This is a genomic window from Desulfosediminicola sp., assembly GCF_048381775.1.
GTDB classification, from domain to species: domain Bacteria; phylum Desulfobacterota; class Desulfobulbia; order Desulfobulbales; family Desulfocapsaceae; genus Desulfopila; species Desulfopila ganghwensis.
Genome location: NZ_JBLXGE010000014.1, coordinates 128,388 through 151,071 on the forward strand (window position 1 = coordinate 128,388; position 22,684 = coordinate 151,071).

The 22,684-nt window shown below is 51.0% G+C and carries 23 protein-coding genes; 15 read left to right on the plus strand and 8 right to left on the minus strand.

Annotated elements, in window-relative coordinates; all coding sequences use genetic code 11:
- Nucleotides 1-35 precede the first annotated feature (35 nt).
- The 4 genes from cutD to ACN5NT_RS20120 all read right to left on the minus strand — a co-directional run bounded on the left by cutD (nt 36) and on the right by ACN5NT_RS20120 (nt 5,760).
- The gene (cutD, locus tag ACN5NT_RS20105) at nt 36-962 is read right to left on the minus strand and encodes a choline TMA-lyase-activating enzyme (protein ID WP_419176664.1); all 927 of its coding nucleotides are present in this window, start codon (nt 960-962) and stop codon (nt 36-38) included.
- 71 nt (nt 963-1,033) lie between these two features.
- Nucleotides 1,034-3,574 carry a choline trimethylamine-lyase gene (gene cutC / locus ACN5NT_RS20110; RefSeq protein ID WP_419176665.1) on the minus strand — a complete coding sequence of 847 codons (2,541 nt, stop codon included), beginning with the start codon at nt 3,572-3,574 and terminating at the stop codon, nt 1,034-1,036.
- Nucleotides 3,575-3,615: 41 nt separating this feature from the next.
- A complete protein-coding gene (locus ACN5NT_RS20115; RefSeq protein WP_419176666.1) occupies nt 3,616-5,118 on the minus strand; it encodes an aldehyde dehydrogenase family protein in 1,503 nt (500 codons plus the stop codon).
- Between the two features lie 33 nt (nt 5,119-5,151).
- Nucleotides 5,152-5,760, minus strand: coding sequence for a BMC domain-containing protein (locus ACN5NT_RS20120; RefSeq protein WP_419176667.1), 609 nt, complete (start codon nt 5,758-5,760; stop codon nt 5,152-5,154).
- 596 nt (nt 5,761-6,356) lie between these two features.
- Between ACN5NT_RS20120 and ACN5NT_RS20125 the strand changes: the two genes are divergently transcribed.
- The 5 genes from ACN5NT_RS20125 to ACN5NT_RS20145 all read left to right on the plus strand — a co-directional run bounded on the left by ACN5NT_RS20125 (nt 6,357) and on the right by ACN5NT_RS20145 (nt 10,522).
- Complete coding sequence (locus tag ACN5NT_RS20125) at nt 6,357-7,442, plus strand: hypothetical protein (RefSeq protein ID WP_419176668.1); 1,086 nt, start codon at nt 6,357-6,359, stop codon at nt 7,440-7,442.
- Nucleotides 7,442-7,708 (plus strand): hypothetical protein, encoded by a 267-nt coding sequence (locus ACN5NT_RS20130; protein WP_419176669.1) that lies wholly within the window; start codon nt 7,442-7,444, stop codon nt 7,706-7,708. Before ACN5NT_RS20125 ends, ACN5NT_RS20130 begins: the two co-directional genes overlap by 1 nt.
- 180 nt (nt 7,709-7,888) lie before the next feature.
- Entirely contained in the window at nt 7,889-8,731 is an 843-nt protein-coding gene (locus ACN5NT_RS20135; RefSeq protein WP_419176670.1) for a MerR family transcriptional regulator, read from the plus strand.
- Between the two features lie 370 nt (nt 8,732-9,101).
- Nucleotides 9,102-9,980 (plus strand): DMT family transporter, encoded by an 879-nt coding sequence (locus ACN5NT_RS20140; RefSeq protein ID WP_419176671.1) that lies wholly within the window; start codon nt 9,102-9,104, stop codon nt 9,978-9,980.
- A gap of 35 nt (nt 9,981-10,015) precedes the next feature.
- Complete coding sequence (locus ACN5NT_RS20145; protein WP_419176672.1) at nt 10,016-10,522, plus strand: NUDIX hydrolase; 507 nt, start codon at nt 10,016-10,018, stop codon at nt 10,520-10,522.
- A 184-nt stretch (nt 10,523-10,706) separates the two neighbouring features.
- Here the strand turns inward: ACN5NT_RS20145 and ACN5NT_RS20150 are convergent, their stop codons facing one another.
- The 3 genes from ACN5NT_RS20150 to ACN5NT_RS20160 all read right to left on the minus strand — a co-directional run bounded on the left by ACN5NT_RS20150 (nt 10,707) and on the right by ACN5NT_RS20160 (nt 13,995).
- A complete protein-coding gene (locus ACN5NT_RS20150; protein ID WP_419176673.1) occupies nt 10,707-11,384 on the minus strand; it encodes a hypothetical protein in 678 nt (225 codons plus the stop codon).
- Between the two features lie 200 nt (nt 11,385-11,584).
- Complete coding sequence (locus ACN5NT_RS20155) at nt 11,585-13,018, minus strand: DEAD/DEAH box helicase (RefSeq protein WP_419176674.1); 1,434 nt, start codon at nt 13,016-13,018, stop codon at nt 11,585-11,587.
- A gap of 50 nt (nt 13,019-13,068) precedes the next feature.
- A complete protein-coding gene (locus tag ACN5NT_RS20160) occupies nt 13,069-13,995 on the minus strand; it encodes an RluA family pseudouridine synthase (protein ID WP_419176675.1) in 927 nt (308 codons plus the stop codon).
- Nucleotides 13,996-14,264: 269 nt separating this feature from the next.
- Here ACN5NT_RS20160 and ACN5NT_RS20165 point away from each other — a divergent pair, with 269 nt between their 5' ends.
- The 6 genes from ACN5NT_RS20165 (at nt 14,265) to ACN5NT_RS20190 (ending at nt 18,772) form a co-directional block, all read left to right on the plus strand.
- Nucleotides 14,265-14,711: a MarR family winged helix-turn-helix transcriptional regulator gene (locus tag ACN5NT_RS20165; RefSeq protein WP_419176676.1), complete on the plus strand. Its 447-nt coding sequence runs from the start codon at nt 14,265-14,267 to the stop codon at nt 14,709-14,711.
- Between the two features lie 97 nt (nt 14,712-14,808).
- Entirely contained in the window at nt 14,809-16,203 is a 1,395-nt protein-coding gene (locus ACN5NT_RS20170; protein ID WP_419176677.1) for an MFS transporter, read from the plus strand.
- Nucleotides 16,204-16,425: 222 nt separating this feature from the next.
- Nucleotides 16,426-16,746, plus strand: a complete 321-nt coding sequence (locus ACN5NT_RS20175; RefSeq protein ID WP_136796894.1) for an ArsR/SmtB family transcription factor — start codon at nt 16,426-16,428, stop codon at nt 16,744-16,746.
- Between the two features lie 57 nt (nt 16,747-16,803).
- A complete protein-coding gene (locus ACN5NT_RS20180; protein ID WP_136796895.1) occupies nt 16,804-18,105 on the plus strand; it encodes a permease in 1,302 nt (433 codons plus the stop codon).
- 21 nt (nt 18,106-18,126) lie between these two features.
- Entirely contained in the window at nt 18,127-18,357 is a 231-nt protein-coding gene (locus ACN5NT_RS20185) for a thioredoxin family protein (protein ID WP_136796896.1), read from the plus strand.
- A 13-nt stretch (nt 18,358-18,370) separates the two neighbouring features.
- Nucleotides 18,371-18,772 (plus strand): putative zinc-binding protein, encoded by a 402-nt coding sequence (locus tag ACN5NT_RS20190; RefSeq protein ID WP_419176678.1) that lies wholly within the window; start codon nt 18,371-18,373, stop codon nt 18,770-18,772.
- A gap of 206 nt (nt 18,773-18,978) precedes the next feature.
- On the opposite strand, the gene ACN5NT_RS20195 is transcribed toward ACN5NT_RS20190, so the two are convergent.
- Nucleotides 18,979-19,404: a hypothetical protein gene (locus ACN5NT_RS20195; protein ID WP_419176679.1), complete on the minus strand. Its 426-nt coding sequence runs from the start codon at nt 19,402-19,404 to the stop codon at nt 18,979-18,981.
- 304 nt (nt 19,405-19,708) lie between these two features.
- Here ACN5NT_RS20195 and ACN5NT_RS20200 point away from each other — a divergent pair, with 304 nt between their 5' ends.
- The 4 genes from ACN5NT_RS20200 (at nt 19,709) to ACN5NT_RS20215 (ending at nt 22,682) form a co-directional block, all read left to right on the plus strand.
- The gene (locus tag ACN5NT_RS20200; RefSeq protein ID WP_136796898.1) at nt 19,709-20,461 is read left to right on the plus strand and encodes an ABC transporter substrate-binding protein; all 753 of its coding nucleotides are present in this window, start codon (nt 19,709-19,711) and stop codon (nt 20,459-20,461) included.
- A 111-nt stretch (nt 20,462-20,572) separates the two neighbouring features.
- Nucleotides 20,573-21,250: an amino acid ABC transporter permease gene (locus ACN5NT_RS20205; protein ID WP_136796919.1), complete on the plus strand. Its 678-nt coding sequence runs from the start codon at nt 20,573-20,575 to the stop codon at nt 21,248-21,250.
- Between the two features lie 2 nt (nt 21,251-21,252).
- On the plus strand, nt 21,253-22,017 hold the full coding sequence (locus ACN5NT_RS20210) for an amino acid ABC transporter ATP-binding protein (RefSeq protein ID WP_136796899.1): 765 nt from the start codon (nt 21,253-21,255) through the stop codon (nt 22,015-22,017).
- Nucleotides 22,017-22,682 (plus strand): amino acid ABC transporter permease, encoded by a 666-nt coding sequence (locus ACN5NT_RS20215; protein ID WP_136796920.1) that lies wholly within the window; start codon nt 22,017-22,019, stop codon nt 22,680-22,682. The genes ACN5NT_RS20210 and ACN5NT_RS20215 overlap by 1 nt, the downstream gene beginning before the upstream one ends.
- Nucleotides 22,683-22,684: the final 2 nt, after the last annotated feature.

A 22,684-nucleotide genomic window follows, 5' to 3' on the forward strand; every position in this document is an offset into this window, starting at 1 on the left:
TACGCTGTACAGCACCTTCCGATCAGTGATGACCATCAGTGGCGAACCACTGACACCGGGAAATTATGCTGTTTGATTTCGCTCTCTATCCGATGCAGGTCGTCACTGCTCAACTTGGGATCTCCCTCGATCGGGTAATTCCAGCCAAGCTGGCTGTACTTATTGACTCCCATCTTGTGATATGGCAGCAGATCCACGCCCTTGAAGTTCTTGTAATCCTGATAGGGTTGCAAAAAGTTGATGAGCGCTTCGATCTCCCGGCGTCCGTCGTTGACACCTTGCAACAGCGGCATTCTGATTTTCACATTCTGCCTGTTTTCCAGCAACCACTGGAGGTTGCCGAGAATCATCTCATTGCGCACTCCGGTCAGCTCGAAATGACGCTCCGAATCCATATGCTTGACATCAAACAGGAACAGATCGACAAACTCCGCCGCCCGTTGAATAACCTCCGGCCGGGCATAGCCGCAGGTCTCGATGGCGGTATTGATCCCCCGCTGCTTACAAACCTGCAACAGGCTGGTGGCAGCTTCAGGCTGCATCAGCACCTCGCCGCCACCAAGGGTGACACCGCCACCCGAGGTATCGTAAAACGGTTTATCTTCCTCAATGATCTCAAGCAGCTCGGAGATGGTCTTCCTCTCGCCCATAATGGCCAGGGCCGACTCCGGGCAGGCATTTTCACATTTACGGCAACCGATACACTCAATCTGGCGGTCAATCTGGTGCTGACCGCCCACCGCTATTGAGTGGATACCCTGTGGACATTGGCGTACACAGGTGCCACAGTTTGTGCAATTCGCCTTCTTCTCCAGAATCTGGGGCCGTTTCAACTGCCCCTCGGGATTTGAGCACCAGTGACAGCGCAAAGGGCACCCCTGAAAAAACACCAGGGTCCGCACGCCCGGGCCGTCATACATGTTGTATTTCTGGATATTGAAGATAAGTGCTTTTCGTTCCATGACGTTCCTTACTCAATCTGCTATCACCGGATCATTCCCGACAGACTGCCCAATCCCTTGAAAATAAACTGTTAAATCTCTTCCAGCATGGTACGGCTGATGATCTCGTCCTGAACATCCTTGCAGAGTTCGACAAAGAAGGCACTGTAACCGGCCACGCGAACCACCAGGTCACGGTATTTCTCCGGATGTTTCTGGGCATCGAGCAGCACCTCGTTGTCGAGGTAGTTGAACTGCATCTCACCGTTGCCCAGCATACAGGCGGTACGGATCAGGGAGATGATGGAGTTCTTGCCTTCCGGGGTCTCCAGCAGGCCGGACATCAGCTTGAAGTTGTGCACCATGCCGATATTCATATCCTCGTTCGGCATCTTGGAGACGGACTTGATGATAGCGGTCGGTCCCTTGAAATCCGCACCCTGGGTCGGGCTGATACCATCGGAGAGCGGCATCCAGGCGTCACGGCCATTGGCCGAAGCGCCGAGGAGCTGGCCGAACGGGGTATTGTTGGAGATAGACAAGGTGCCATGGCTCAGGACGGAGTAGAGAGTTTTGAACTTGCGATGCTCGGTCTCGGTGAAATGCACCAGATCGGCAGCGATCAAATCCGCGTAATCATCGTCGTTACCGTATTTCGGCGCGGCGAGACAATCCGCCTTGACCTGCTCGTAGCCTTTGAACTCCGCTTTCAACGCTTCGTTCAGCTGCTGCAGGGTATATTTTTTCTCTTCGTAGACCAGCTTTTTGATAGCGGCCATGGAATCCGCGTAGGTCGCCAGACCGGACCAGATTACACCTGGGCCGAAGTTATACATGGCGCCACCAGCGGATACGTCTGTACCGCTTTCCATGCAGCCTTCGTACATAATCGACATCAGCGGCTTCGGCGCATGATCCCTGTGAACGCGCTGGGTAATTACCGTGGCGACACCGGACCATTTGGTGATGAACTTAATCTGCTCTTTTACGGCAGCCTCAAACTTCTCGTAGGTGTCGAAATCGCGCAGCTCACCGAGGTTTGGAGTGACCTGCTTGCCATACCAGAGCGGCACACCCTGGTTGAGAACCAGTTCGATGCAGATCGGCCACTGGGTATAGGCGGTGGAGGTCCACTGGTAGAGACGGCCTGATTTCTGCGGCTCCACGCAACCCATGATGCAGTAGTCCCTGGCATCTTCGATGCTGACGCCCTTGGTGAGCATCATCTTGATATGCGCATCATCGAAATGAACAGCCGGAAAACCCATACCGGAGCGGATTACATCGATGATCTTTTCGAGGTATTTCTGCGGTGATTTGCTATGTACACGGGTAGAAAGCGAAGGCTGGTAGATACGTACGTGGCGTACCGCATCCATCAACAGATAGGTCAGGTCGTTGGTCGCATCCTGACCATCACGGGTAACACCACCAATACACATATTGACAAATGGTTGGTATCCCGCGAAAAACTTGGAACCACCCTCACTGGTGATCCACATCATCTCAGACATCTTGATCAGCATACAGCCGGCGAGATCAAACGCCTCGTATTCGCTCATCTGCCCGGTTTCGAGATCACGCTTAAACAGATCATACATATACTGATCGACACGGCCGATGGACATTCCGGTCTGGTTTTCTTCAACCACCAGGAGGGACTCAATGGTGAATACTGCCTGAATCGCTTCCCAGAAGTTGGCGGGAGCGTGGGCAGGAACGCGGGCGTTGACCTCGGAGATCTTCAGCAGTTCAGCCCTGCGCTTCGGGTCACTCTCTCTTCCGGCGAGCTCGGCAGCATAGTTGGAGAGACGCTGGGCGTAGATCATTACACCCTCGGTGGTGTCGATAACCGACTTGTAGAAATAGATCTTCTCGACATCTTCCGGGTTGCCGTAGTCAAGCTGTTCAAGATGTTCACGGGCTTCGCGCTGGATGTCCAGCATACCCTTCTTCATCAGGATGACATCATAGCCAGGGTTGGAGTCACCACCGCCATTGACGGCGTGGTAGGAACAGTCAGAAACGTAGGACTCACCGGACATCTCCCAGAGCCCAGCCTCACGGAACTGTCCTTCGCAGTACTCGTCCACCGATTTGGCTTCCCAGAACGGAAAGAGTTCCTCCTGCATGATTTTCCTGTCTTCCTCGGAGATAAAAAACGGATCCTGCGGGCGGGTGGAAATGGTATCAATCTCATCCTTCATCCAGCGCCAGGCGATGTCAGGAGAGAAGGCACCGGTACGTGGTGCGCCATTGGGGGCACCAACGATCAATTCGTGATCCTGAATCACCAGAGGAGCGGTCTCACAGCAGTATCGGAAAGCCTTTGCACGCCTTATGCTGGCCGGCATGCCGGGATTTTCTTGTGCGATCTTGGTAATAGCCCTGGCACGGTGGGTGCTGATGCTGGGAACATGCGTAAGGAAATTTTCCTTCAGCTTTACATGACGCTCAGTCGGGCCATCCGGTATACCGCGGGTCTCAACGGCAACAGGGGCACTCTTTTCAACGGGCTTTTTGAATACTTCAACAGAAACACCTTCGAAAATCTTCTTCAAAGACTCCCGTTCTTCGGGAGACAGGTTTTTCGCGGCTTCTGCAAGCTTATTTGAAAATTCGTTAAGATCCACTATATTTCCTCCGTATAAAGGATACTTTTCATCTATCTCGTCTATTTATTGGCTGGTGCAGACAGGGCTTTAATCGCCTCGGAGAGGATTTGACGTATTGCCTGCTCCTTATCCGAATCACTGAGCTGCCTGCTCGCAGCGCTGTTCGGACGTTTATTTTCATATTGCACACTTGCCCCTGTCAGACTGTTCATCCCCCTGACCCCATAGCCGACCTTGCGGACATAGATCAGGTTTCGAGGTGAAACGTTGTCTGAGGTGATACCGTGGCCTGCTGAACCGCTGCCCAGAATCATTGAAGGGAACAGATTTGTTGTAGCTCCCATGCCCCCAAAGGCGGCCGGGGTATTAACCAGAAGACGCCCAACCGGCTTCTTCATGGCAAACTGGTGAATGACTCCCTCATCACCAGAATGAATCACCAGCGTGTGGGAATTTCTTTCGTGAAGCAGCAACTCGATGCACTTCTCGCAGGCATCCAGCCAGTCGGCCTCTACATAAAGAGCCAGCACGGGCGAGAGCAGCTCTCTTGAATAGGGGTCTTCTGCCGCTACATAATTTCGTTCTGCGATGAGCAGTGTCGTCTCAGCCGGTATGGAAAAACCTGCTCTTTTGGCAAGAGTCTGTGCCGACAGGCCAACCACTCCATGGCGCCTGGTGCCGTCGGTGCGAAAAAAGAGTCCGGCAAGGGCCTCGCACTCTTTCTCAGACATGAAATAGGCATTGTTCCTGCGCAGGGCTGAACGCACATCTTCAGCAATGCAGGCGTCCACCACAATGGACTGCTCCGCCGAAGGTGCGATACCATTATCGAACGTCTTGCTGGAGATGATATCCCGAACAGCCTGGTCAATATTGGCGCTGCGCTCAATAAAGGCGGGGCCGTTTCCGGTTCCGCCATAGATCACCGGCTTGCCGGAGGTTCGGGCGCTAGCCAGCATTCCCGGAACACCGGTCACCATTACCAATGCCGTTGCCGGGTGATTCATGAGCTCTGCGGTACCGCTTTTTGACACCGGCTTGAGGTAACTGATACAGCCTTCCGGCAAACCGCTCGCCTCTGCTGTTTCGATGATCAGCTCGAGGGTATGGGAGATACTTTTTGCCGCCAGAGGATGGGGAGAGAAAATAATGGCGTTGCCAGATTTCAGCGCCATAAGCGCTTTGTAAATCGTTGTCGAAACCGGGCTGGTTACCGGACAAAGGGCAACAATAACACCGACAGGAACACCGATATCCCTGGTTTCCGCCTCGCAATCTTCTGCAATCACCCCGACACAGCGTAATTCCATGAACCGGTCGACCACCGCAGTGCAGACAAACCTGTTTTTAGCCAACTTATCCTGCCACCTGCCGCCATCGGTCTCCTCGGCTGACATCACTGCCAGCGCGTGGGCCTCACCGGCAACAGCTTCGGCTACTTTTGTAACAATCGCGTCCAGCTTATCCTGCGAGAAGGTCGCCAGCTTTTTCTGGGCTTCAACCGCATTCTCAGCAAGGATTCGTGCATGCTGTATGGAGAGTAAGTCGTTATCGACAATCATCAGTTTCCTCGTCGTCTCTTCGGAAAGGGGCTATCAGGGCAAAAGCTTCTTGATATCGTAGATGCTGGTGATCTTTTTCAGGTCTGAATGAGGGGTGGGGATCACGACGGAAGAGTACACTTCGGTACCCATCTGCTCCACAGCCTTGACACCGGCTGCAACGGCAGCCTGGCAGGCGGAGACATCACCTTCTACGAGTACCGAGATATAGCCTGAGGCAACGTTCTCATAGCCAACGACCCTGACATCGGCCGCTTTGACCATGGCATCAGCAGCTTCGAGCACATAAACAATGCCGAAGGTCTCAATCAGCCCCAAGGCAGAAGAACGGGAAAATTCTTCAGTACTTTCCTCCAGGCCGTGTACAGCGACGATATCGCTTACTGCACCGATAGGACGAGGCATGACATTGCTGGCAGTAAGTTTGCCGATAGAGGATGCGGCGGCAACACCGGCTTCCACAGCGGCCTGCACGGCAGCGACATCGCCATTAACCATTGAGGTGACCAGGGTCGAACCGACATTTTCGTAAGATACCAGGGTTACATCTGCGGTTTTCAGCATGGTATCGGTTCCATAAATCGCAGGAACCATTCCAAGCGTTTCGATCATTCCGAGAGCCTTCTCACCGTTATGTCTCATGTATCCTCATCAACAAAAAAAAATTGTTCTGCTCACCAGCAAGCAGTGAAGTGATAAATCCGGTACAACACCGACCTCCATTTATGGAAGAGGATCTTACGCCCTTCCCCACAGGGGAAAGTCAACATTTTTCTCAAAGCCAATTCTTTTCAGGCAATAATGCACGGAATAACCTACTCTTCCGGATACATAAATCGATACAGGGCGACTACTCCCTCACCATTCGGCCAGAACCTCCCACTTTTTCACCAGCTCTCATCTATTCAAATCGTTTCCCCACCATTCCCAAGGCTATTTTTTGGGCCTCTGGCAAAACCGTATGCCCAGGGCATATTGTGTCCGTTTCCTGGGTACTTACTTTCCTAAATTCACTCTTTTCTCCTGCCATGAACCACGTTGTCGGCAAATTTTTCCTTGACCTTCCCCTTAGGGGTAAGGAGTACAGTCGTCATTCGATGACCTTCCCCCCCAGGGCAGGGTAGGCACTGGATCTACCGATATTGACCCGATTCACGAATAACAAATTGTTGTTTCTCATTGCGGCTCGGGTTCTGTATCAATTTGTAGTTTTTATAATTTCCAAACAGGAGTAAGAAATGGGGTCCGCAGTTCAGGCAGTAAACCCGGCAGCTATCGCTGCAAAAAAGAAACTGGAAACCAGTTTTCGACGTCGCGGTATTCAGATCGCCACTTTCTCAGGCATTATGTACGGTATTTACACCGCCTTCATGACCCTCGGCATGTCCAAGGGAATCTGGGTTGACTGGTACGAAGAAAATTCTGCGCTTTCTGCTTTTGCCGTCATTTACCTGCTTGGTGCACTCGGTGCCGCCACTACAGATATCTGCAGCGCGATCTGGGCCAGTTCCATTGCCGCCGTCCGCGGCCGCTTCGGCGATTTTGTCCGCACCTTGAAAACCAAACCTGGAATGATCATGGTTGGTGCCGCCATAATTGGTGGCCCCATTGCCGGTACAGCATATGTAATCGGTTTGCAGATGGCAGGCTCCATCGTGGTGCCGATTGCCGCACTTTGCCCTGCTATCGGTGCGATTTTGGGCAAATTCCTCTTCAAACAGCAGCTTAACGCCCGCATACTTTCCGGTATCGCTATCTGCTTTCTGGCAAGTGTTATGATCGGCAGCACCGGCCTGGGAGCTGATGCGGCCGACAACCTGCTTCTCGGCCTCATGTTCGCCTTCATTGCGGCGCTCTGCTGGGGACTTGAAGGCTGTGTCTGCGGTTACGGTACTTCCATGATCGATCCCGAAATCGCCATCACCATTCGCCAGGTAACTGCCGGTGTCACCAACCTCTTCATCCTTGTCCCCCTGTTTGCATATTTTGGCGGTGCAAATGCAGTCGAGATGGTTACCCTCGCCTTTACCGACAGCTCACTCATCTGGTTCATAGTCGGTGGTCTCGCAGCCTATATGACCTTCATGTTCTGGTATCAGGGCAATGGCATGTGCGGCGCTGCCCTCGGTATGTCCTGCAACGGTACCTTCTCCTTCTGGGGCCCATTCTGCTGCTGGATCATCATTGGTGTAGTTTTCGGTATCTCCGGCTGGACCATGGCACCGATTGCCTGGGCGGCAGCTGTCGTCATGATCATCGGTATCTTTATTATCGCCATGAACCCACTCGACCTGTTCAAAAAGAAAAATGAGGAGATTGCCTGATGTTACCCCTGAACTATGCTATCCTGAAACATTTCACCACGGTTGATGATGCCTGCGCTGAGACAGTCATGGAAGCGCTGCACAACACCTACTCAGGTTATAAAGCGTTCAACAAGCCATCCATCATCAATGCGCTGATGACCGCTGAAGCCAACGGCCTTCTAGAGGAATCACGCTTTGAACTCGATGCCGATGATGAATTGAGAGTCTACTATCGTGCCCATGAGGAAGGCGCTGCCACAATCAACACATATATCGTTGACTAGGCGAAAAACACCTCCCCTGCTTAAAACCCCAACGAGGTCTGCTTCCACCGGGAAACAGACCTCGTTTTTTTTTGCAAAACCGTTCATTCATGCTCAGTGTAGGTTCTATCTATCAAACTTGATGACAGCCGGTTTTCATTATTTTCACACGCGTAAATCCCGAGGAGCCCGAAACGCTTTATGACAGAAGAAAAACACTTCCTGATAGGTGATGTAAGCCGAATCTGCAACATTTCCAGAAAGGCCCTCAGGTATTACGACGAGATCAACCTCATCCCCTCCCTGCGGGATCATGACAACAACTATCGCTATTACACCGAAGAGGCACTCCTGGCTGTGCCGGTCATTAAATATTACAAGACCATGGGCTTTACCCTCGAGGAGATGAAAGAATTCATCGAAGGTGAAAATGCCAATATCTTCAAATCGCTCCAGGCATCGTTTTTGGCAAAGAGCAAGGAACTGAAACAGCAGCAGCAGGAGATACGCAGAAAACATATCTGCGTAAAGGAATGGTACGACCTGATCACTGAGGCTGAGACTGTAATCAGCAATGATATCCGGGAGGTCTCAATTAAATTTGTCGAATCGTCCGATCTGCTATTCATGGATCAGGATTTTGACGGCAACCAGAAAGCAGCCCTGATCAACATCGATTTCACCAAACATATCGAAAAGCTGGAGAACAGTATCGCCGGTCCTGTAATTATAAACTTCTCATCACGTCAGGACAGAATGATCCGCAAGGAGCAGAGGGTGAAAATCATGCAAAAATCCGTTATGCCCTGCCCTGAAGAATATTCATACCAATTCGGCGGCAGCCTCATGGCAAGCTGCTACCATATCGGCCGTCACGACGATATCGGCGAGACCTATTTGAAGATTGCACAGTGGGCAAAGGTAAACGGATATATTTTGGATAACCAGTCCTTTGAGAGATATGTAACCGACTACTGGACCACCAATAACATTTCAAAATTCGTAACTGAAATCATGATTAAGGTGACACGCCCAAACCATTGATGCCAGGGGGGTTGCAGAGTTAGGCGCAAGATGACACCGAACTCCCGAGACTATCTTGTTGCCCATTTGTTAAATATTCTGTATTCACATGAGCCTGTGCGCCACCTGTTTAGAACAGAACATAGGGGTCGTGCTGGGATCAAATTGAATTTTGCCCCCTTTTGCTGGTTGAGAATCGCATAACATCACGGTATGCTTCCTTCCATTGTGAGAGTTTCACGATGACCTGGATCTGTACCATGCGAATCCTCCCACTCTATATTCCCAGGCAGCATATTTGTTGACTCTAACCCTATCCGCTTGCGTGGACATGAAGAACTACATAGCTCAGCCTGTCCGCTCACAACTCCCGAAAGAGTGACATAGCTCCATGAGCGTCCTTCATTTACTACTCGCCTTGATCGCCAACTGTGCCTGGGGCTTTAATTTCATAGCCGGCAAAATAGGGACGCTCACCTTTCAGCCCCTCTTTTTCACCAGTATCCGCTTTTTTTTCCTGCTTTTGATCATGCTGCCCTGGCTACGGCCCGCACCCGGCCACATGAAACCCCTTCTAAAGGTCGCTTTTCTGCTGGGTGTTATCCATTTCAGCATGATGTTTATCGGCCTGAACGCAGGCGGCAACATCGCCTCAATAGCCATTACCACCCAGCTCTATGTGCCGTTTTCCGCTATCCTCGCCGCCATTTTTTTAAAAGAGAGCTTTTCCGCGATACGAGTTGTGGCTATTTTTATAGCTTTCATCGGAATACTGGTAATCGGTTTTGACCCCATAGTTTTCAGTCATCTGGATGCGGTTCTCTGGGTAATGGGAGCTGCCTTTGCAATGGCCGTGGCCACCATCATGATGCGCCAGTTTCCCAATATGGGTGTTTTTAAATTGCAGGCATGGATCGCCGCAATCGCTGCGCCTTCTCTGTTGCTGCTCAGTTTGATATTTGAATCTGGCCAACTGCAGACCTTGGCAGATCTCGAAATTATTCAGTTATGGTCTCCGCTCTATTCAGCCATCGGCGCATCTGTTCTCGGACACGGCATCGTCTACTATCTCCTTGGCCGTTACCCTGTTTCGATAGTGACACCGCTGTTACTTCTGGCTCCTGTTCTTGCTTCAATATTCGGTATCTGGTGGTTTGGGGATGAGATCGGCTGGAAGCTTATTGTCGGGGGCACGATGACCCTGCTTGGTATTCTGCTGGTTTCGGTAAATGTTGAACGATTTACGAGCAGGCTCAAGGCGAGAATATAGTCTTTTTAAAAAATCACTTTCGACAACACACCGAGATGACACAAGAAGAAATAGTACAGATCGTTGATTCAAACAACATTCCCATTGATGCGGTACCACGCTCAATTATGCGGGCCCAGAAGCTTATTCATCGGGCGTGCTACATCCTGGTGCTCAACAGAGCGGATGAACTTTTTCTCCAGAAACGTACCTTGACCAAGGATATCTACCCCGGTTACTGGAGTGTTGCGGCAGGAGGCGTGGTGCAGGCAGGAGAATCGTATGAAGATTCTGCCAGAAGGGAGCTTTTTGAGGAACTTGGCATCACCGCGCCCCTCAACGTTCTATTCGACCACTTCTATGACCGGGAGGACAACCGTGTCTGGGGACGAATATATTGGTGTCGCCATGAAGGACCGTTCACCCTTCAGGCAGAGGAAATTGAATACGGCCAGTCTCATTCTCTCAAACAGATCCTCGAAATCAGTAAAAATGAACCTGTTACCCCGGACGGAATCGAGATAATTCATCGGTTACGGGATGAAGAAATCGATTTCATTTGAATCCCGCCTTCTTCATTACAGGAAGATTCATCAGAATAGTGAGCCGGAATCCTGTCAGATATGCATTTTTTTCACAATTCGAGATATCGAAGAAATATCAAGCAAATTCATATGCTTGATATTGCGAGCATTATTTTTTGAAAATTCCGCAGAATTTGGGGGAAAGCCATTGCCGGACATCCTCTTAGCCCGGTTTTACAGCAAGCCAGATAGTATGTTTGCGACCCTTGCCGGAGCTGTTGGCGTGAGCTGTGACAACTTCTGTGCGAAATCGGCATTTTTTCAGACGTCGGGTAAAACCATCGTCTGGCGCATAGGACCAGACAGCGAGAATACCACCGGGCCTGAGCGCTGCAAAGGCGGCATGTAGACCCGGCAGACCATAGAGTTGATCATTCGCCTCACGGGTAAGTCCATCGGGGCCGTTGTCCACATCGAGTAGTATCGCGTTCCAGGCGGATTTCTTACTCTTGATTGCCTGAACGACATCTCCCTGCCAAACAGCCACCCTGGGATCATTAAGCGGAACCCCTGCAAGGTGGCCGAGAAATTCACGGTTCCAGCTGATCACTGCCGGTACAAATTCTGCAACGGTCAGGTGGGCATCCGGGCCGGAATTTTCAAGTGCTGCTCCAAGCGTGTATCCCATGCCAAGACCGCCGATAAGGATGTTCACATCCCTTTGATACGAAAGGCGCTCACAGGCAAGCCTGGCCAGAGCCTCTTCAGAGCCGTGGAGGCGGCTGTTCATCAATTCAGTGGTTTCAGTACGGATTGAGTATTCCGTGTCACGCTTTCTTAAGATGAGCTCGCCCTCTTCATCGGGAATTCGGGCTCGATCAAGTGTTACCCAGGGTTTCATAATATCCTTTATACTGCCCACCTTGCTGTACGGACAGTTGAGCAGATGAGTGCGTGATAATCAGATTTCCACAACGCACGTGTAACATTCTGGCGACGTATCTGTTCCGGACTAGCAATTGCTGAGGTTGATTAGCCTTTTGACAAAATGTTCCTGAGAAATCGGGGTCTGGAGCAGTCAAACTGACTGCCACTCATTTATCACCGTTTTTTCCTTCGCGTGTTACGCCTGCCTGAACCGGGCTTGCAGGATTTGGCTATTGTGACCTCATCCTGTGATTTTCTGTTTCGTCTTCCCCCTGGTTTGCCCTGCGGGCTCCCTGCCCCCCGTGCTGCCCTGCCTCGTTGCCGCGGGTTTTCTTTTTCAGAACTGTTTTCCCGGCTCCCTCCGCTTTTTGCGGAACTGCCCTTTTGATCCTGGGCCTGACTCTTTACACCCTGCTTTTTCGGTTTTTTGGGCTTTTTAGGCTTCGGTTGCTGCAAATGGGTCAGAGGGACACCGTGGTGGGGAACAAAGCCGGTTGTAACCTCACGGGTCAGGAGTTGGCGAATAAGGGTCTCGATTGCGGTAAGAAGCTGGACTTCATCGGCACTGACCAGAGATATCGCAACACCTTCTTTACCAGCACGACCGGTACGACCGACGCGATGAACATAGTCTTCGGCCACCTTCGGCAGATCGACATTGATAACACAACTGAGTTCCGTGATATCAATACCTCGCGAGGCAATATCCGTGGCTACCAGAACACGGATTGACCCATCTTTAAAATCAGCAAGAGCCCGGTTACGCGCTCCCTGGCTTTTATCACCATGAATCGCCAGGGCGGAAACACCTTTCCCCGTGAGTTTTCTGACCAATTGATCAGCGCCTTTTTTAGTCCGGCTGAATGCCAGTACCTGATCCCAGTCATTGTTTTGCAGGAGATGGCAGAGCAGATCGGGCTTTTTGCTCTTATCGACCTCGATCAACCACTGTTTGACACTCTTGGCCGCTGAATTACGCTGGTTGACTTCTATCTGAACAGGGCGGTGGAGAAGTGTTGTGGAGAGCGCCCGGATTTCTGCTGAAAAGGTCGCTGAGAACAAAAGATTCTGTCGTCTTCGTGGTAACAGCGCGAGAATTTCATCAATCTCATCTTTAAAGCCGAGGTTGAGCATCTTATCCGCTTCATCCAGAACCAGAACCTGAAGCTGATCAAACTTCACCGCATTCTGGCGATAAAGATCGAGCAGGCGGCCGGGGGTGGCAACTAGAATATCAATACCGCGGCGCAGTCTCATCATTTGCGGATTAATTTTTGCGCCGCCGTACACAACAGCGCTGCTCAGCGGCAGATATCTGCCGTAGTCGGCAAGAGCTTCACCAACCTGCATGGCAAGTTCGCGGGTAGGAACCAGTATCAATGCGCGAATGTGGTTCGATCGCACACCTGGCCCGGTGGCTAACAGTTGCATGATCGGCAGCGTAAAACCTGCAGTTTTACCGGTACCGGTCTGGGCAGCGGCCATAACATCCCTGCCTGAAAGAACAGCTGGAATGGCCTTATTCTGAACTGGGGTCGGTGTCGTGTAACCCTGTTCATCAATAGCACGAAGAAGAGGCTCAGAGAGCTCTAGTGAAGAAAATGACATAAAATTTATACAAATCGTATTAGAGACAGCTGGTCGGGGATAGGAACAGGCTATTTCTGATTCTGCTTGAAGAGTTGATTGAATTTTTCCGGGATCCCTGTCTCAAAACTGCACAGTTCATTGGTTTTCGGATGGGTGAAAACAAGTCCCTGGGCGTGCAGGCCGAGACGTCCGATAGGTTTTATTTTAGAACCATACTTTATATCGCCGACAACCGGGTGTCCGATATCCTGCATGTGCACACGAATCTGATGTTTTCTGCCGGTTTCGAGGTTCACCTGCAGCAGGGAGAAATCTTTGTTACTTTTGAGCGTCTTATAATGGGTGACTGCTTTCTTGCCTACTCGCGGGTTTTGTGAAGAGTAGACGATAAAGGCTTTACTTTCATTCAGGTAGGAGGTGATTGTTCCGCTTTCACGTTTAACTTCACCTTCTACGGCGGCTATATAGGTACGCTCCTTGATAGTCGAGATCCATGTTTCCTGAATCTTGAGCTTTATTTTTTCGTTCTTGGCAAAAAGCAGCAGGCCTGATGTTTCCCTGTCTATCCGGTGGACTATGAAAATTTTATTATCAGGATCTTCAGTTTTCACGTATTCACTGAGCAGAGAATAAGCGGTTTTACGCTTTTCCTTGTCTGTTGCGACGGTGAGCAAACCCGCAGGTTTGTTGACGACGATAATATCATCATCCTCAAAGATTATGTTGAGTCCGTGAGGACGCTTCTGCGGAGACGATTTGTCCCAGCTCACCTCCACCACCTGGCCTGGCTTTAAGGGATGGTCGAACTGGGTAACTGTTCTGTTATTTACCTTTATCTGACTATCACGCAAAACCGCTTTGAGGAGTTTACGACTTTTACCGGGAAAGGCGGCAACAAGGCTTTCAAGCAGCGGACCTTGGCTGGTAACAGTAAAAGTGTCGGATTTTTTTGTCTTTTTCTCTGGCCGGGTTCGTATTCTGGTCTTTTTCATCATACTCTCGAAAGATAGGGTCTGGTCAACGTGTCGCTCATACTATCATGCATGTGCAGGGCGTCGGCAATCTACCTTTTTTGCGGCCAAAGTCCTAACTATTTCCACATCTGATTACAGAGAGCCTGAAAAACAACTATAACCGGTAACCCATTGTCTGATCGCACAGAATCGATGATACCTGTACTTTTCTTAAAAAGAATCTTGTTTTTTGACGGCCATAGCACTATCGTTGACAGGTCAACTGTTGACCAGACAATCCTGGGAAGGTTATGAAATACATCGACAAACAACCATTCGGCTTTTACATCGCAATGCTCTTTCGACTGAGCCGAACCAACATTGAACCCCTGGCCCGGACTTTGGGCTTAACCGGGAGCCAAATCCCCTTTATGGCCTCCATTTTCAAGAGCCCGGGCATAAGCCAGGACGAAATTTCAGCTGTCCACTATATTGATAAAGCGGCAACAGCGCGTCAACTCAGTAAGCTGGAAGAATCTGACTTCATTGTGCGAAAGACAGATCCTGCTAATCGCAGAAAAAAACAGGTCTTCCCCACTGAGCACGCTCTTTCAAAAGAGGCTGAGTTCTGGCAGATGCTGAGCGAGAGTAACCAGCGCTCCCTTGATGGTTTGAGCCAACAGGAATGTCAGCAGTTCACCGAACTTCTTGCCAAAGCACTCCATAATCAAATTCACTATTACCAAAAAACGCAATAGACACAATGCATTAAACGCTTTCGGCAGATCTGTCACGCTACTCTACCCAACCCTGCCATAACACAGTTACCTTTTAAAGCCTTCCGAGATCGCAGTAATGAATGACACCCGGCAAAAAAATCATAACCTGATTCTTCTTATTATTTGTATCGTCCAGTTTATCACCCCTTTCATGGCCGCTGGAGTAAACGTCGCCCTGCCCGCTATCGGTGAATATTACCAGGCATCCACTTTTCAACTCAGCCTGGCAGCCATGCTCTATATTCTCGGCCTTGGCTGTCTGTTGCTGCCATCCGGTCAACTCGCCGACCTTTATGGCCGGAAAAAAATATTTTTGAGCGGCATTATTGGTTTTTGCTGTACCTCCATAATCATTACCTTCAGCCCTGATATAACAATCTTTCTCATCCTGAGATTTATCCAGGGAATGGCTACCGCTCTAATTACCACAACTTCTTTTGCCATTCTTTCCTCGGTTATTCCTCCCGAAAAGAGGGGAAGAAGCATGGGAATAATTATAGCCTTCGTTTATGCCGGATTGTCAGCCGGGCCTGCTTTAGGTGGCTTTCTGGTCGATTATTTCAACTGGCAATTCCTATTCTGGTTTACTGCAGCTTTCGGTATCGTTGGACTCTGCCTGAGTATAGCAGTATTACGCGGTGAATGGTGGGGAGATAGAACCCAGAGATTTGATTTCACAGGGAGCCTGCTCTTTGCTCTGGTCATCTCATGCCTGACAGTGAGCATTACAGGAAAAGAATGGGTTGGGGACTGGGCAACTCTACTGATGATAAGTAGTGTCATCGGAGCTGGCCTATTCATCATAATTGAGCGCCGGGTCTCCTCCCCTGTCCTCCCCGTCAACTTCCTGCTCTCAAATAGTTCTCTGAGCTTGAGCGCCTTGGCAGCATTACTCAACTACGCCGCAAGTTTCGGCATTATCTTTTTCTTCAGCCTTTACCTGCAGAGTATAAAAGGACTGTCACCGCAAAATGCAGGTTTGCTGCTGATGATACAGACCCTTATTCAGTGCATCCTCTCCCCCAGTGCCGGTAAGCTTGCCGACCGTATTTACCCGGGAAAGCTCGCCACCGTTGGCATGGGGCTTTGCGCTCTATCACTTTTTATGGCAACGCGGATAGAGGCGAACAGCTCACTCAGCTTTATAATTATCGTTTTTATCATTATGGGCCTGGGCTTTGCTCTGTTTTCATCACCAAACACCACCTTGATCATGAATTCGGTGCCGAAAGAGAGATACGGTATGGCATCGAGTCTCACCGCCATCATGCGTAACCTCGGCATGCTGGTCAGCATGGCAATTTCAACTTTTCTGGTGGAGCACTTTATGGGACACTCGCTGCTGCGAGCCGATACCCACGAACCATTCATGAACAGTATGCAATGGGGAATGGCCTGTTTCGCTGGTATAAGCTGCCTTGGTGTGCTGTGCTCTGTCGGGAGATTCAAAAAACCGGCTGATAAAAGGTGAGCATGTTACAGCAGGCTCACTTTAACGAACTCACAGGGTATGACATTACTCAAGACCACAATGACGCTACTCTTGAACTGTAAGCTGTTGCCCTCCCCCTCTGGTTCCTCACGCCTGGTGTAGTGAAGCTGTGCATGAGTGCTGATAAGATGCAGGTAACATGTATTTTTCGTTGACAACAACACTTGGCTATTTTACCATATGACCCAACGAGGTGATGCAATGAAAGGTAAACAACGAGCATTGATTGAGGCGAAAGCCAATGTATTAAAAGCCCTGGGGCATCCGACCAGGCTCTGGATGGCCGAGCAGCTCGCCGATGGAGAGAAATGCGTTTGCGAACTGGCAGAAACCATCGATGCAGATTTTTCTACCATTTCCAAACATCTGTCCGTACTCAAGCAGGCCGGAGTGGTTGCAGATGAAAAACGGGGCAAGATGGTCTACTACAGACTCAAGGTGCCATGTATCCTGAACTTTATGCCCTGCGTGGAAGCGGTTATCCAGGCAGGCATCGAAGAGAGGAATGGACTCCTGGGCTGAAGTTTTTTTTGCAAACATTTGGTTATTTTGCCAAATGACAATTCGTAAGGATGAACAATGAACTGGAAAGTTGAATGGAAGTATCTGGTCTGGATCATAGCCGTTTTTCTTGGGTGCTATTTCCTGCCAGTGGGGTACCCCCGCTTTGACAACGCCATGCTCGAGGCATTCCACCTAGTCAAATGGTATGCGCAGGAGCATGTTCTTCTCTGCCTTGTTCCCGCTTTCTTCATAGCGGGTGCGATCGGTGTTTTTGTCAGTCAGTCCTCGGTTATGAAATATCTGGGCGCTGAGGCCAACAAGGTGCTTGCTTACGGGGTCGCATCTGTTTCCGGGACCATCCTGGCGGTTTGTTCCTGCACCATCCTGCCGCTCTTTGCAGGTATTTACAAGATGGGAGCCGGTCTTGGCCCTGCCACCGCGTTTCTCTATTCCGGGCCTGCCATCAATGTACTTGCCATTGTTCTGACTGCCACCGTTCTCGGCCCGACCATGGGAATAGCACGAGGTGTGGGTGCGGTGGTCTTCAGCATCATTATCGGATTGCTCATGGCATTTTTCTTCCGCAATGAAGAAGAAAACAAACCCGCAGTCCCTATAGCAATGATGGCAGACGAAAATGTCCGGCCGTTATGGCAAAACGCGCTCTACTTTTTTTCCATGGTCGGCATACTGGTTTTCGCTAATTGGGGTAAACCGCAGGCAGCAGATGGATTGTGGGCATTCTTGTATAACATCAAATGGCTCATTACCTCAGGCTTCGGCCTGCTCTTTGCCGCAATCCTTGTGCGCTGGTTCGGGGTACGTACCTGGAAAATAGCCCTGGTAACCTCCGTAGTTGCACTCTTAGCATTTGCTGCCCCCGACCATCCGGCACTCGCCTTCACAGCAGGGTTTATCGGCTTGTCACTCATCACCAGTATGGATAACGGCGAATTAGGGAAATGGTTCTCTTCTTCATGGGATTTTGCCAAACAGATACTGCCACTCCTGCTGATCGGTGTGCTCATTGCCGGTGCCCTGCTTGGCCGTGTCGGCAATGAAGGACTGATCCCTTCCGAATGGGTAGCTGCCGCAGTTGGCGGCAATTCCCTCAGGGCAAACTTTTTCGCCTCGTTTGCCGGGGCGTTCATGTACTTTGCCACCCTGACAGAGGTACCTATTCTCCAAGGGTTGATTGGCAGCGGTATGGGGAAAGGACCGGCGCTGGCCCTGCTGCTTGCGGGCCCGGCACTCAGCCTGCCCAACATGCTGGTCATCCGCAGTGTAATGGGCACTAAAAAGACAGCGGTTTTTGTTGCACTTGTCATCACCATGGCAACATTGAGCGGCCTGATCTTCGGGTCATTTTTCGCATAAATACAACAATGAGGTAACATTATGAAAATTCAGGTTTTTGGTCCAGGATGCACAAAATGCCAGCAGGTCGCTGATAATGCCAAAGCGGCCGCTGAAGCACTGGGGATTGAGTACGAGATAGAAAAAATTTCCGATTTCAATGTAATGATGGGCTTTGGGGTAATGATGACTCCGGCCATCGCCATTGAAGGAGAAGTGAAGGTGGTTGGAAAGGTTCCTACGGTTGATGAAATTAAAACTATGCTCAGCTAAAGGAGGAAAGCCAATGAGTACCCCGCAGACTGATTGTAAATGCAGTTGCAGCACCAGCACCGGTATCGCACCAAAATTGGTTTATGCATGTTCCGGTTCTGCAGATGTGGGAGAACTCAGTGACAGGGTCGCGAGAGAGCTGAGCCGTGAGGGGCACGGTAAGATGTCGTGCCTCGCCGGCATAGGCGGCAGGGTCACTGGTCTGCTCAAATCGGCAGAAGCAGCCAGCGGTATCCTGGCAATCGATGGCTGCAAACTCCATTGCGGCCTGAAATCCATGCAGGAAGCGGGCTTTTCACAAGTTAGACACCTTTGCCTTGATGATCTCGGGTACACCAAGGGAGCAACTGAGATAACCGAATCGGCCATCCACCAGGTTGCCCAACATGCCGCATCAATGCTCAGCAGTAAATAGGGTTGTAACAGATAGAATCTAATTAAGATTTTAGGTGCTCATCAACTTCGTAGCAGCCTGATTTCGCTCTACCACCCCCTTGAGTAAACCACTCGCCCCAGGAAGGCAAAAAAGCCTGTAGCACTCACAAACGTGAATGCTACAGGGCCTGGGTGTTGTGTTCCTGTTCCTTCTCCTGGCCTACCTGGGGCTTTCGGTTCTCTGGTTTAGGGGGATGTGGACTTTGGTAAAGAGAGTTTTGAGGAACCGGACTGTACACCAGGGCTTATCGGCACCTCACGGTTTATTCTTGCCCTGGGTCTGATCCTCGTCGCTTCCCGGGCGATGATTCCGGCCGTCCAGGAGACTGCGGTACGCCCCTGGATCCCGGAGGGCATAATAGGCGCGACTTTGGCGCCTTCCTGCCGGAGTTTGTAACTGCCATTGCCGCAGTTACAAAAGGTCATGGTTAACTTGCGGTACGCAATGTCATCGGTGCTGATATACTCAACGTGCTTTTGGTGGCGGGCGCTGCGGCAACAGTGACCGAGGGCGGGCTCATAGCACCGGTGCACTTTTTTCAAATCGTTTTCCCGGCGATGCTCTTTATACTTGTCGTTCTCAGGGTTGGGGGCAATTTCTCGAAAGAACATCTGCACAGGCCTTTTTCACACCCCTTGTCAGTTATTCGTATCTGAATCAACCTCCCCGATGGCGTTCTGAGAGCATCTCTGCAACAACACCTTCAAAGATCCTCGCTAACCACTGGATAATCTGCCGGAAAAAAATAGTGCTTCATTCCTCCACTCATCCCTTTCCAGATTGACATTACGAACTATTTTCTTTATACACCTCTCCTGCAGACTATGGACCGCCTGAGATTCACCAATACTCCGGCAGTCCGCGACAACGGCTGAAGCGGTCTTTCGCCAGCCCCATATAATCAGAGGAAATACAATGTTTCGGAAAAACCTTGCAGTTCTGGCCATTCTTGTGGCACTTACGCTCACAGGCGGCAATGTTTTCAGCGCTACCAAAATCACTAACGGCATCGATGCCAACTTCCCTCCCTTTGCCTATGTCGACAAGACCGGTACCCCGAGCGGTTTTGATGTAGAGGCGATGGAGTGGATCGCCGCCGAGCTCGGCATGGAGGTAACCCACCAGCCCACCGAGTGGGACGGCATTATCACCAGCCTGCTCACCAAGAAAATAGATATCATCGCCTCCGGCATGTCCATCACCGAGAAGCGTGAGAAGATGGTAAATTTCACCATCCCTTACTGGAAAATCGAAAACGTCATGGTCACCAAGAAGGGCTCCGCCCTCACCATCGACGAATTGTTGAACGGTAACAAGATCATCGGTGTACAGCAGGGTACCCCTGAGGCAAAGTGGCTCAAGGACGAAAAAGCGAAAAACGGCTGGAACTATGAACTTCGTTACTATAACTCCTCCCCCCTGGCGGTTGAGGACACCTTGAACGGCCGCATCTCCGCAGCTGCCATGAACGACGCTCCAGCCAAAGACGCTGTCGCCAAGAAAGACGTTCAGATCGTCGGCCAGTTCGGTATGCACGGCGAATCCTTCGGTTATGCTGTCCGTAAAGACGACACCGAACTGCTTGAGAAAGTGAACGCAGCACTGGAAAAACTGATGGACTCACCAGAGTGGGCTGAGCTCATTCAGAAATACGGCCTCAACAAGTAATGGTGCACTGTTAGAACCGGTTTTAAAATCGGTCCCGGTCGCTTGCAAGTAAGCGGCCGGGACCCTGGATTCCTCTGATGCGCGCCGTCACAGTCTGCATATGGCATGACCATGCTCGAATATATCAATATACTCACTGAATCGCTTCCCTACCTGATGCAGGGAGCGTTTATTACGGTGGCCATCGTCACCGCCGCCATGCTGATCGGTCTTGTCCTGGGGCTTACCATGGCTGTCGGTATCGTTTTTGGCAACAAGGCCACCCGCGCAATCTTCGGATTTTATATCTGGTTCTTTCGCGGCGTACCGCTCCTGGTACTACTCTTTCTCTTTTATTTCGGTCTCTTCACTTGGCTGGGTTTCAACTTCAGCGCCATGGTGGCTGTAGCCCTGGTACTCGGCATGACCACCGGAGCCTATCAGGCCAATATCTTCAAAGGCGCCATACTCTCCTTGCCTAAAGGCCAGTTCAAGGCGGCCTGTGCCCTCGGTATGAGTGAGCGCCAGGCAATCACCAGCATCGTGCTACCCCAGGTTCTTCGGGTCTCGATCCCGGCCTGGTCCAACGAGTTTTCCATCGTATTGAAAGATTCGGCCCTAGCCTTCGTTATCGGTGCCCCTGAAATTATGGCCCGAACCCAGTTCGTCGCCTCTCGCACCTACCAACATCTGCCACTCTATATCACCGCCGGTATCATCTACTTTATCCTGACCTGGGCCGGAGTCATGCTGCTGGCTCGACTCGAGAAACGGTACCGAATCCCCGGTTATGCACAAGAAGGAATGTAATCATGACACTCTCCGCTCCTATCCTTGAGGTCGAAAACCTCAATAAGAGCTTTAACGGCACCACCATCCTGCGCGATATCAGTCTGCAGATGGTCACAGGTGAAATAAAGGTGCTGATTGGGCCTTCCGGCGGCGGCAAATCGACCCTGCTGCAGTGCATCAACTGCCTGGTGCAGCCGGACAGCGGCACCATCCGCCTCTTTGGCGACGAGGTAGATCTTGCCAACAAAAAATCACTCTGCGAGCTGCGCCAGCAGGTCGGCATGATTTTTCAGGATTTCAACCTGTTCGACCATCTCACCTCGCTGGCCAACATTACCGTGTCGCTCAGGAAAGTTAAAAAGGTCAGCAAAAAAGAGGCACATGAACGTGCCATGAGCGAGCTTACCCAGGTGGGCCTTGGGGACAAAGTGCATCTTTACCCCGCAGAACTCTCAGGCGGCCAGCGCCAGCGGGTGGCCATTGCCAGGGCTCTGGCCATGGACCCGAAGATCCTGCTCCTGGACGAACCTACCTCCGCGCTCGATCCCGAGCTGATCGGTGAGGTTGTGGCCGTTATCAGGAATCTGGCCGCTAAAGGCATGACCATGATTCTAGCCACCCACCAGATGGGACTTATCTCCTCGCTGGCCAACGAGATTCTTTTCATGGAGGCAGGCCGCATTATCGAACATGGTGCCCCTTCCGAACTGCTTGCCCCGGGCCGTGAGTCGAGAACCCGTGCGTTCTGCGAGATGCTGAGTGACACCGCCCAAATGGAGAGTTGATCGTGGAACTCTCACCATTTTATCAGGAGCTGATCACTGCCCTCAACCGCGGCCTGGTGATGAGTGTGGCGCTGATTATCCCCTCCGCCCTGAGCGGAGTAGCTATCGGTATCGCCGCCGGCACCTTACGCTCTTTCGGCAGCAAAACCGTTCGTCGACTCGGTGACTTTTATGCCGCCCTCTTTCGCGGCACACCGCTGGTAGTACAGCTCTTCATCCTCTACTTCGGCCTGCCCAACATCGGCATCTACCTCAGCCCCTATGCTGCGGCCGTAATCAGCTTTATGCTCTGCTCCGGTGCGTACCAGTCCGAATATGTGCGCGGAGCTCTGCTGTCAATTAAACGCGGTCAGTACTTCGGTGCCCAGGCCCTTGGCTTTACCAACTTCCAGACCATCTTCTGGATTATCATTCCCCAGGCGTTCAGGCGTTCCCTGCACGGCTGCGGCAACGAGATCATCTACCTCATCAAATATTCATCGCTGGCCTATGTCGTCACCTGCATGGAACTGACCGGCGAGGGCAAGACCATTGCCACTGAATATTTTCGGTTCACCGAAGTGTTCGCAATCATCGGTCTGTATTACCTGGCGCTGGTGAGCGCGGCCATGTTCCTGTTGAAAAAACTGGAACAGCGCCTCTATGTGCCTGGCTTCGGCAAGTAACG

Excerpts from the sequence above, each read along its gene's own strand:
- ACN5NT_RS20135 (WP_419176670.1), top strand. The coding sequence starts at position 7,889 with ATGACAGAAGAAAAACACTTCCTGATAGGTGATGTAAGCCGAATCTGC.
- ACN5NT_RS20200 (WP_136796898.1), top strand. The coding sequence starts at position 19,709 with ATGTTTCGGAAAAACCTTGCAGTTCTGGCCATTCTTGTGGCACTTACG.
- ACN5NT_RS20160 (WP_419176675.1), bottom strand. The coding sequence starts at position 13,995 with ATGATGAAAAAGACCAGAATACGAACCCGGCCAGAGAAAAAGACAAAA.
- ACN5NT_RS20130 (WP_419176669.1), top strand. The coding sequence starts at position 7,442 with ATGTTACCCCTGAACTATGCTATCCTGAAACATTTCACCACGGTTGAT.
- ACN5NT_RS20205 (WP_136796919.1), top strand. The coding sequence starts at position 20,573 with ATGCTCGAATATATCAATATACTCACTGAATCGCTTCCCTACCTGATG.
- cutD (WP_419176664.1), bottom strand. The coding sequence starts at position 962 with ATGGAACGAAAAGCACTTATCTTCAATATCCAGAAATACAACATGTAT.
- ACN5NT_RS20190 (WP_419176678.1), top strand. The coding sequence starts at position 18,371 with ATGAGTACCCCGCAGACTGATTGTAAATGCAGTTGCAGCACCAGCACC.
- ACN5NT_RS20120 (WP_419176667.1), bottom strand. The coding sequence starts at position 5,760 with ATGAGACATAACGGTGAGAAGGCTCTCGGAATGATCGAAACGCTTGGA.
- ACN5NT_RS20170 (WP_419176677.1), top strand. The coding sequence starts at position 14,809 with ATGAATGACACCCGGCAAAAAAATCATAACCTGATTCTTCTTATTATT.
- ACN5NT_RS20155 (WP_419176674.1), bottom strand. The coding sequence starts at position 13,018 with ATGTCATTTTCTTCACTAGAGCTCTCTGAGCCTCTTCTTCGTGCTATT.
- ACN5NT_RS20125 (WP_419176668.1), top strand. The coding sequence starts at position 6,357 with ATGGGGTCCGCAGTTCAGGCAGTAAACCCGGCAGCTATCGCTGCAAAA.
- ACN5NT_RS20140 (WP_419176671.1), top strand. The coding sequence starts at position 9,102 with ATGAGCGTCCTTCATTTACTACTCGCCTTGATCGCCAACTGTGCCTGG.
- ACN5NT_RS20175 (WP_136796894.1), top strand. The coding sequence starts at position 16,426 with ATGAAAGGTAAACAACGAGCATTGATTGAGGCGAAAGCCAATGTATTA.
- ACN5NT_RS20195 (WP_419176679.1), bottom strand. The coding sequence starts at position 19,404 with ATGTTCTTTCGAGAAATTGCCCCCAACCCTGAGAACGACAAGTATAAA.
- ACN5NT_RS20145 (WP_419176672.1), top strand. The coding sequence starts at position 10,016 with ATGACACAAGAAGAAATAGTACAGATCGTTGATTCAAACAACATTCCC.
- ACN5NT_RS20185 (WP_136796896.1), top strand. The coding sequence starts at position 18,127 with ATGAAAATTCAGGTTTTTGGTCCAGGATGCACAAAATGCCAGCAGGTC.
- ACN5NT_RS20115 (WP_419176666.1), bottom strand. The coding sequence starts at position 5,118 with ATGATTGTCGATAACGACTTACTCTCCATACAGCATGCACGAATCCTT.
- ACN5NT_RS20180 (WP_136796895.1), top strand. The coding sequence starts at position 16,804 with ATGAACTGGAAAGTTGAATGGAAGTATCTGGTCTGGATCATAGCCGTT.
- ACN5NT_RS20210 (WP_136796899.1), top strand. The coding sequence starts at position 21,253 with ATGACACTCTCCGCTCCTATCCTTGAGGTCGAAAACCTCAATAAGAGC.
- ACN5NT_RS20150 (WP_419176673.1), bottom strand. The coding sequence starts at position 11,384 with ATGAAACCCTGGGTAACACTTGATCGAGCCCGAATTCCCGATGAAGAG.
- ACN5NT_RS20165 (WP_419176676.1), top strand. The coding sequence starts at position 14,265 with ATGAAATACATCGACAAACAACCATTCGGCTTTTACATCGCAATGCTC.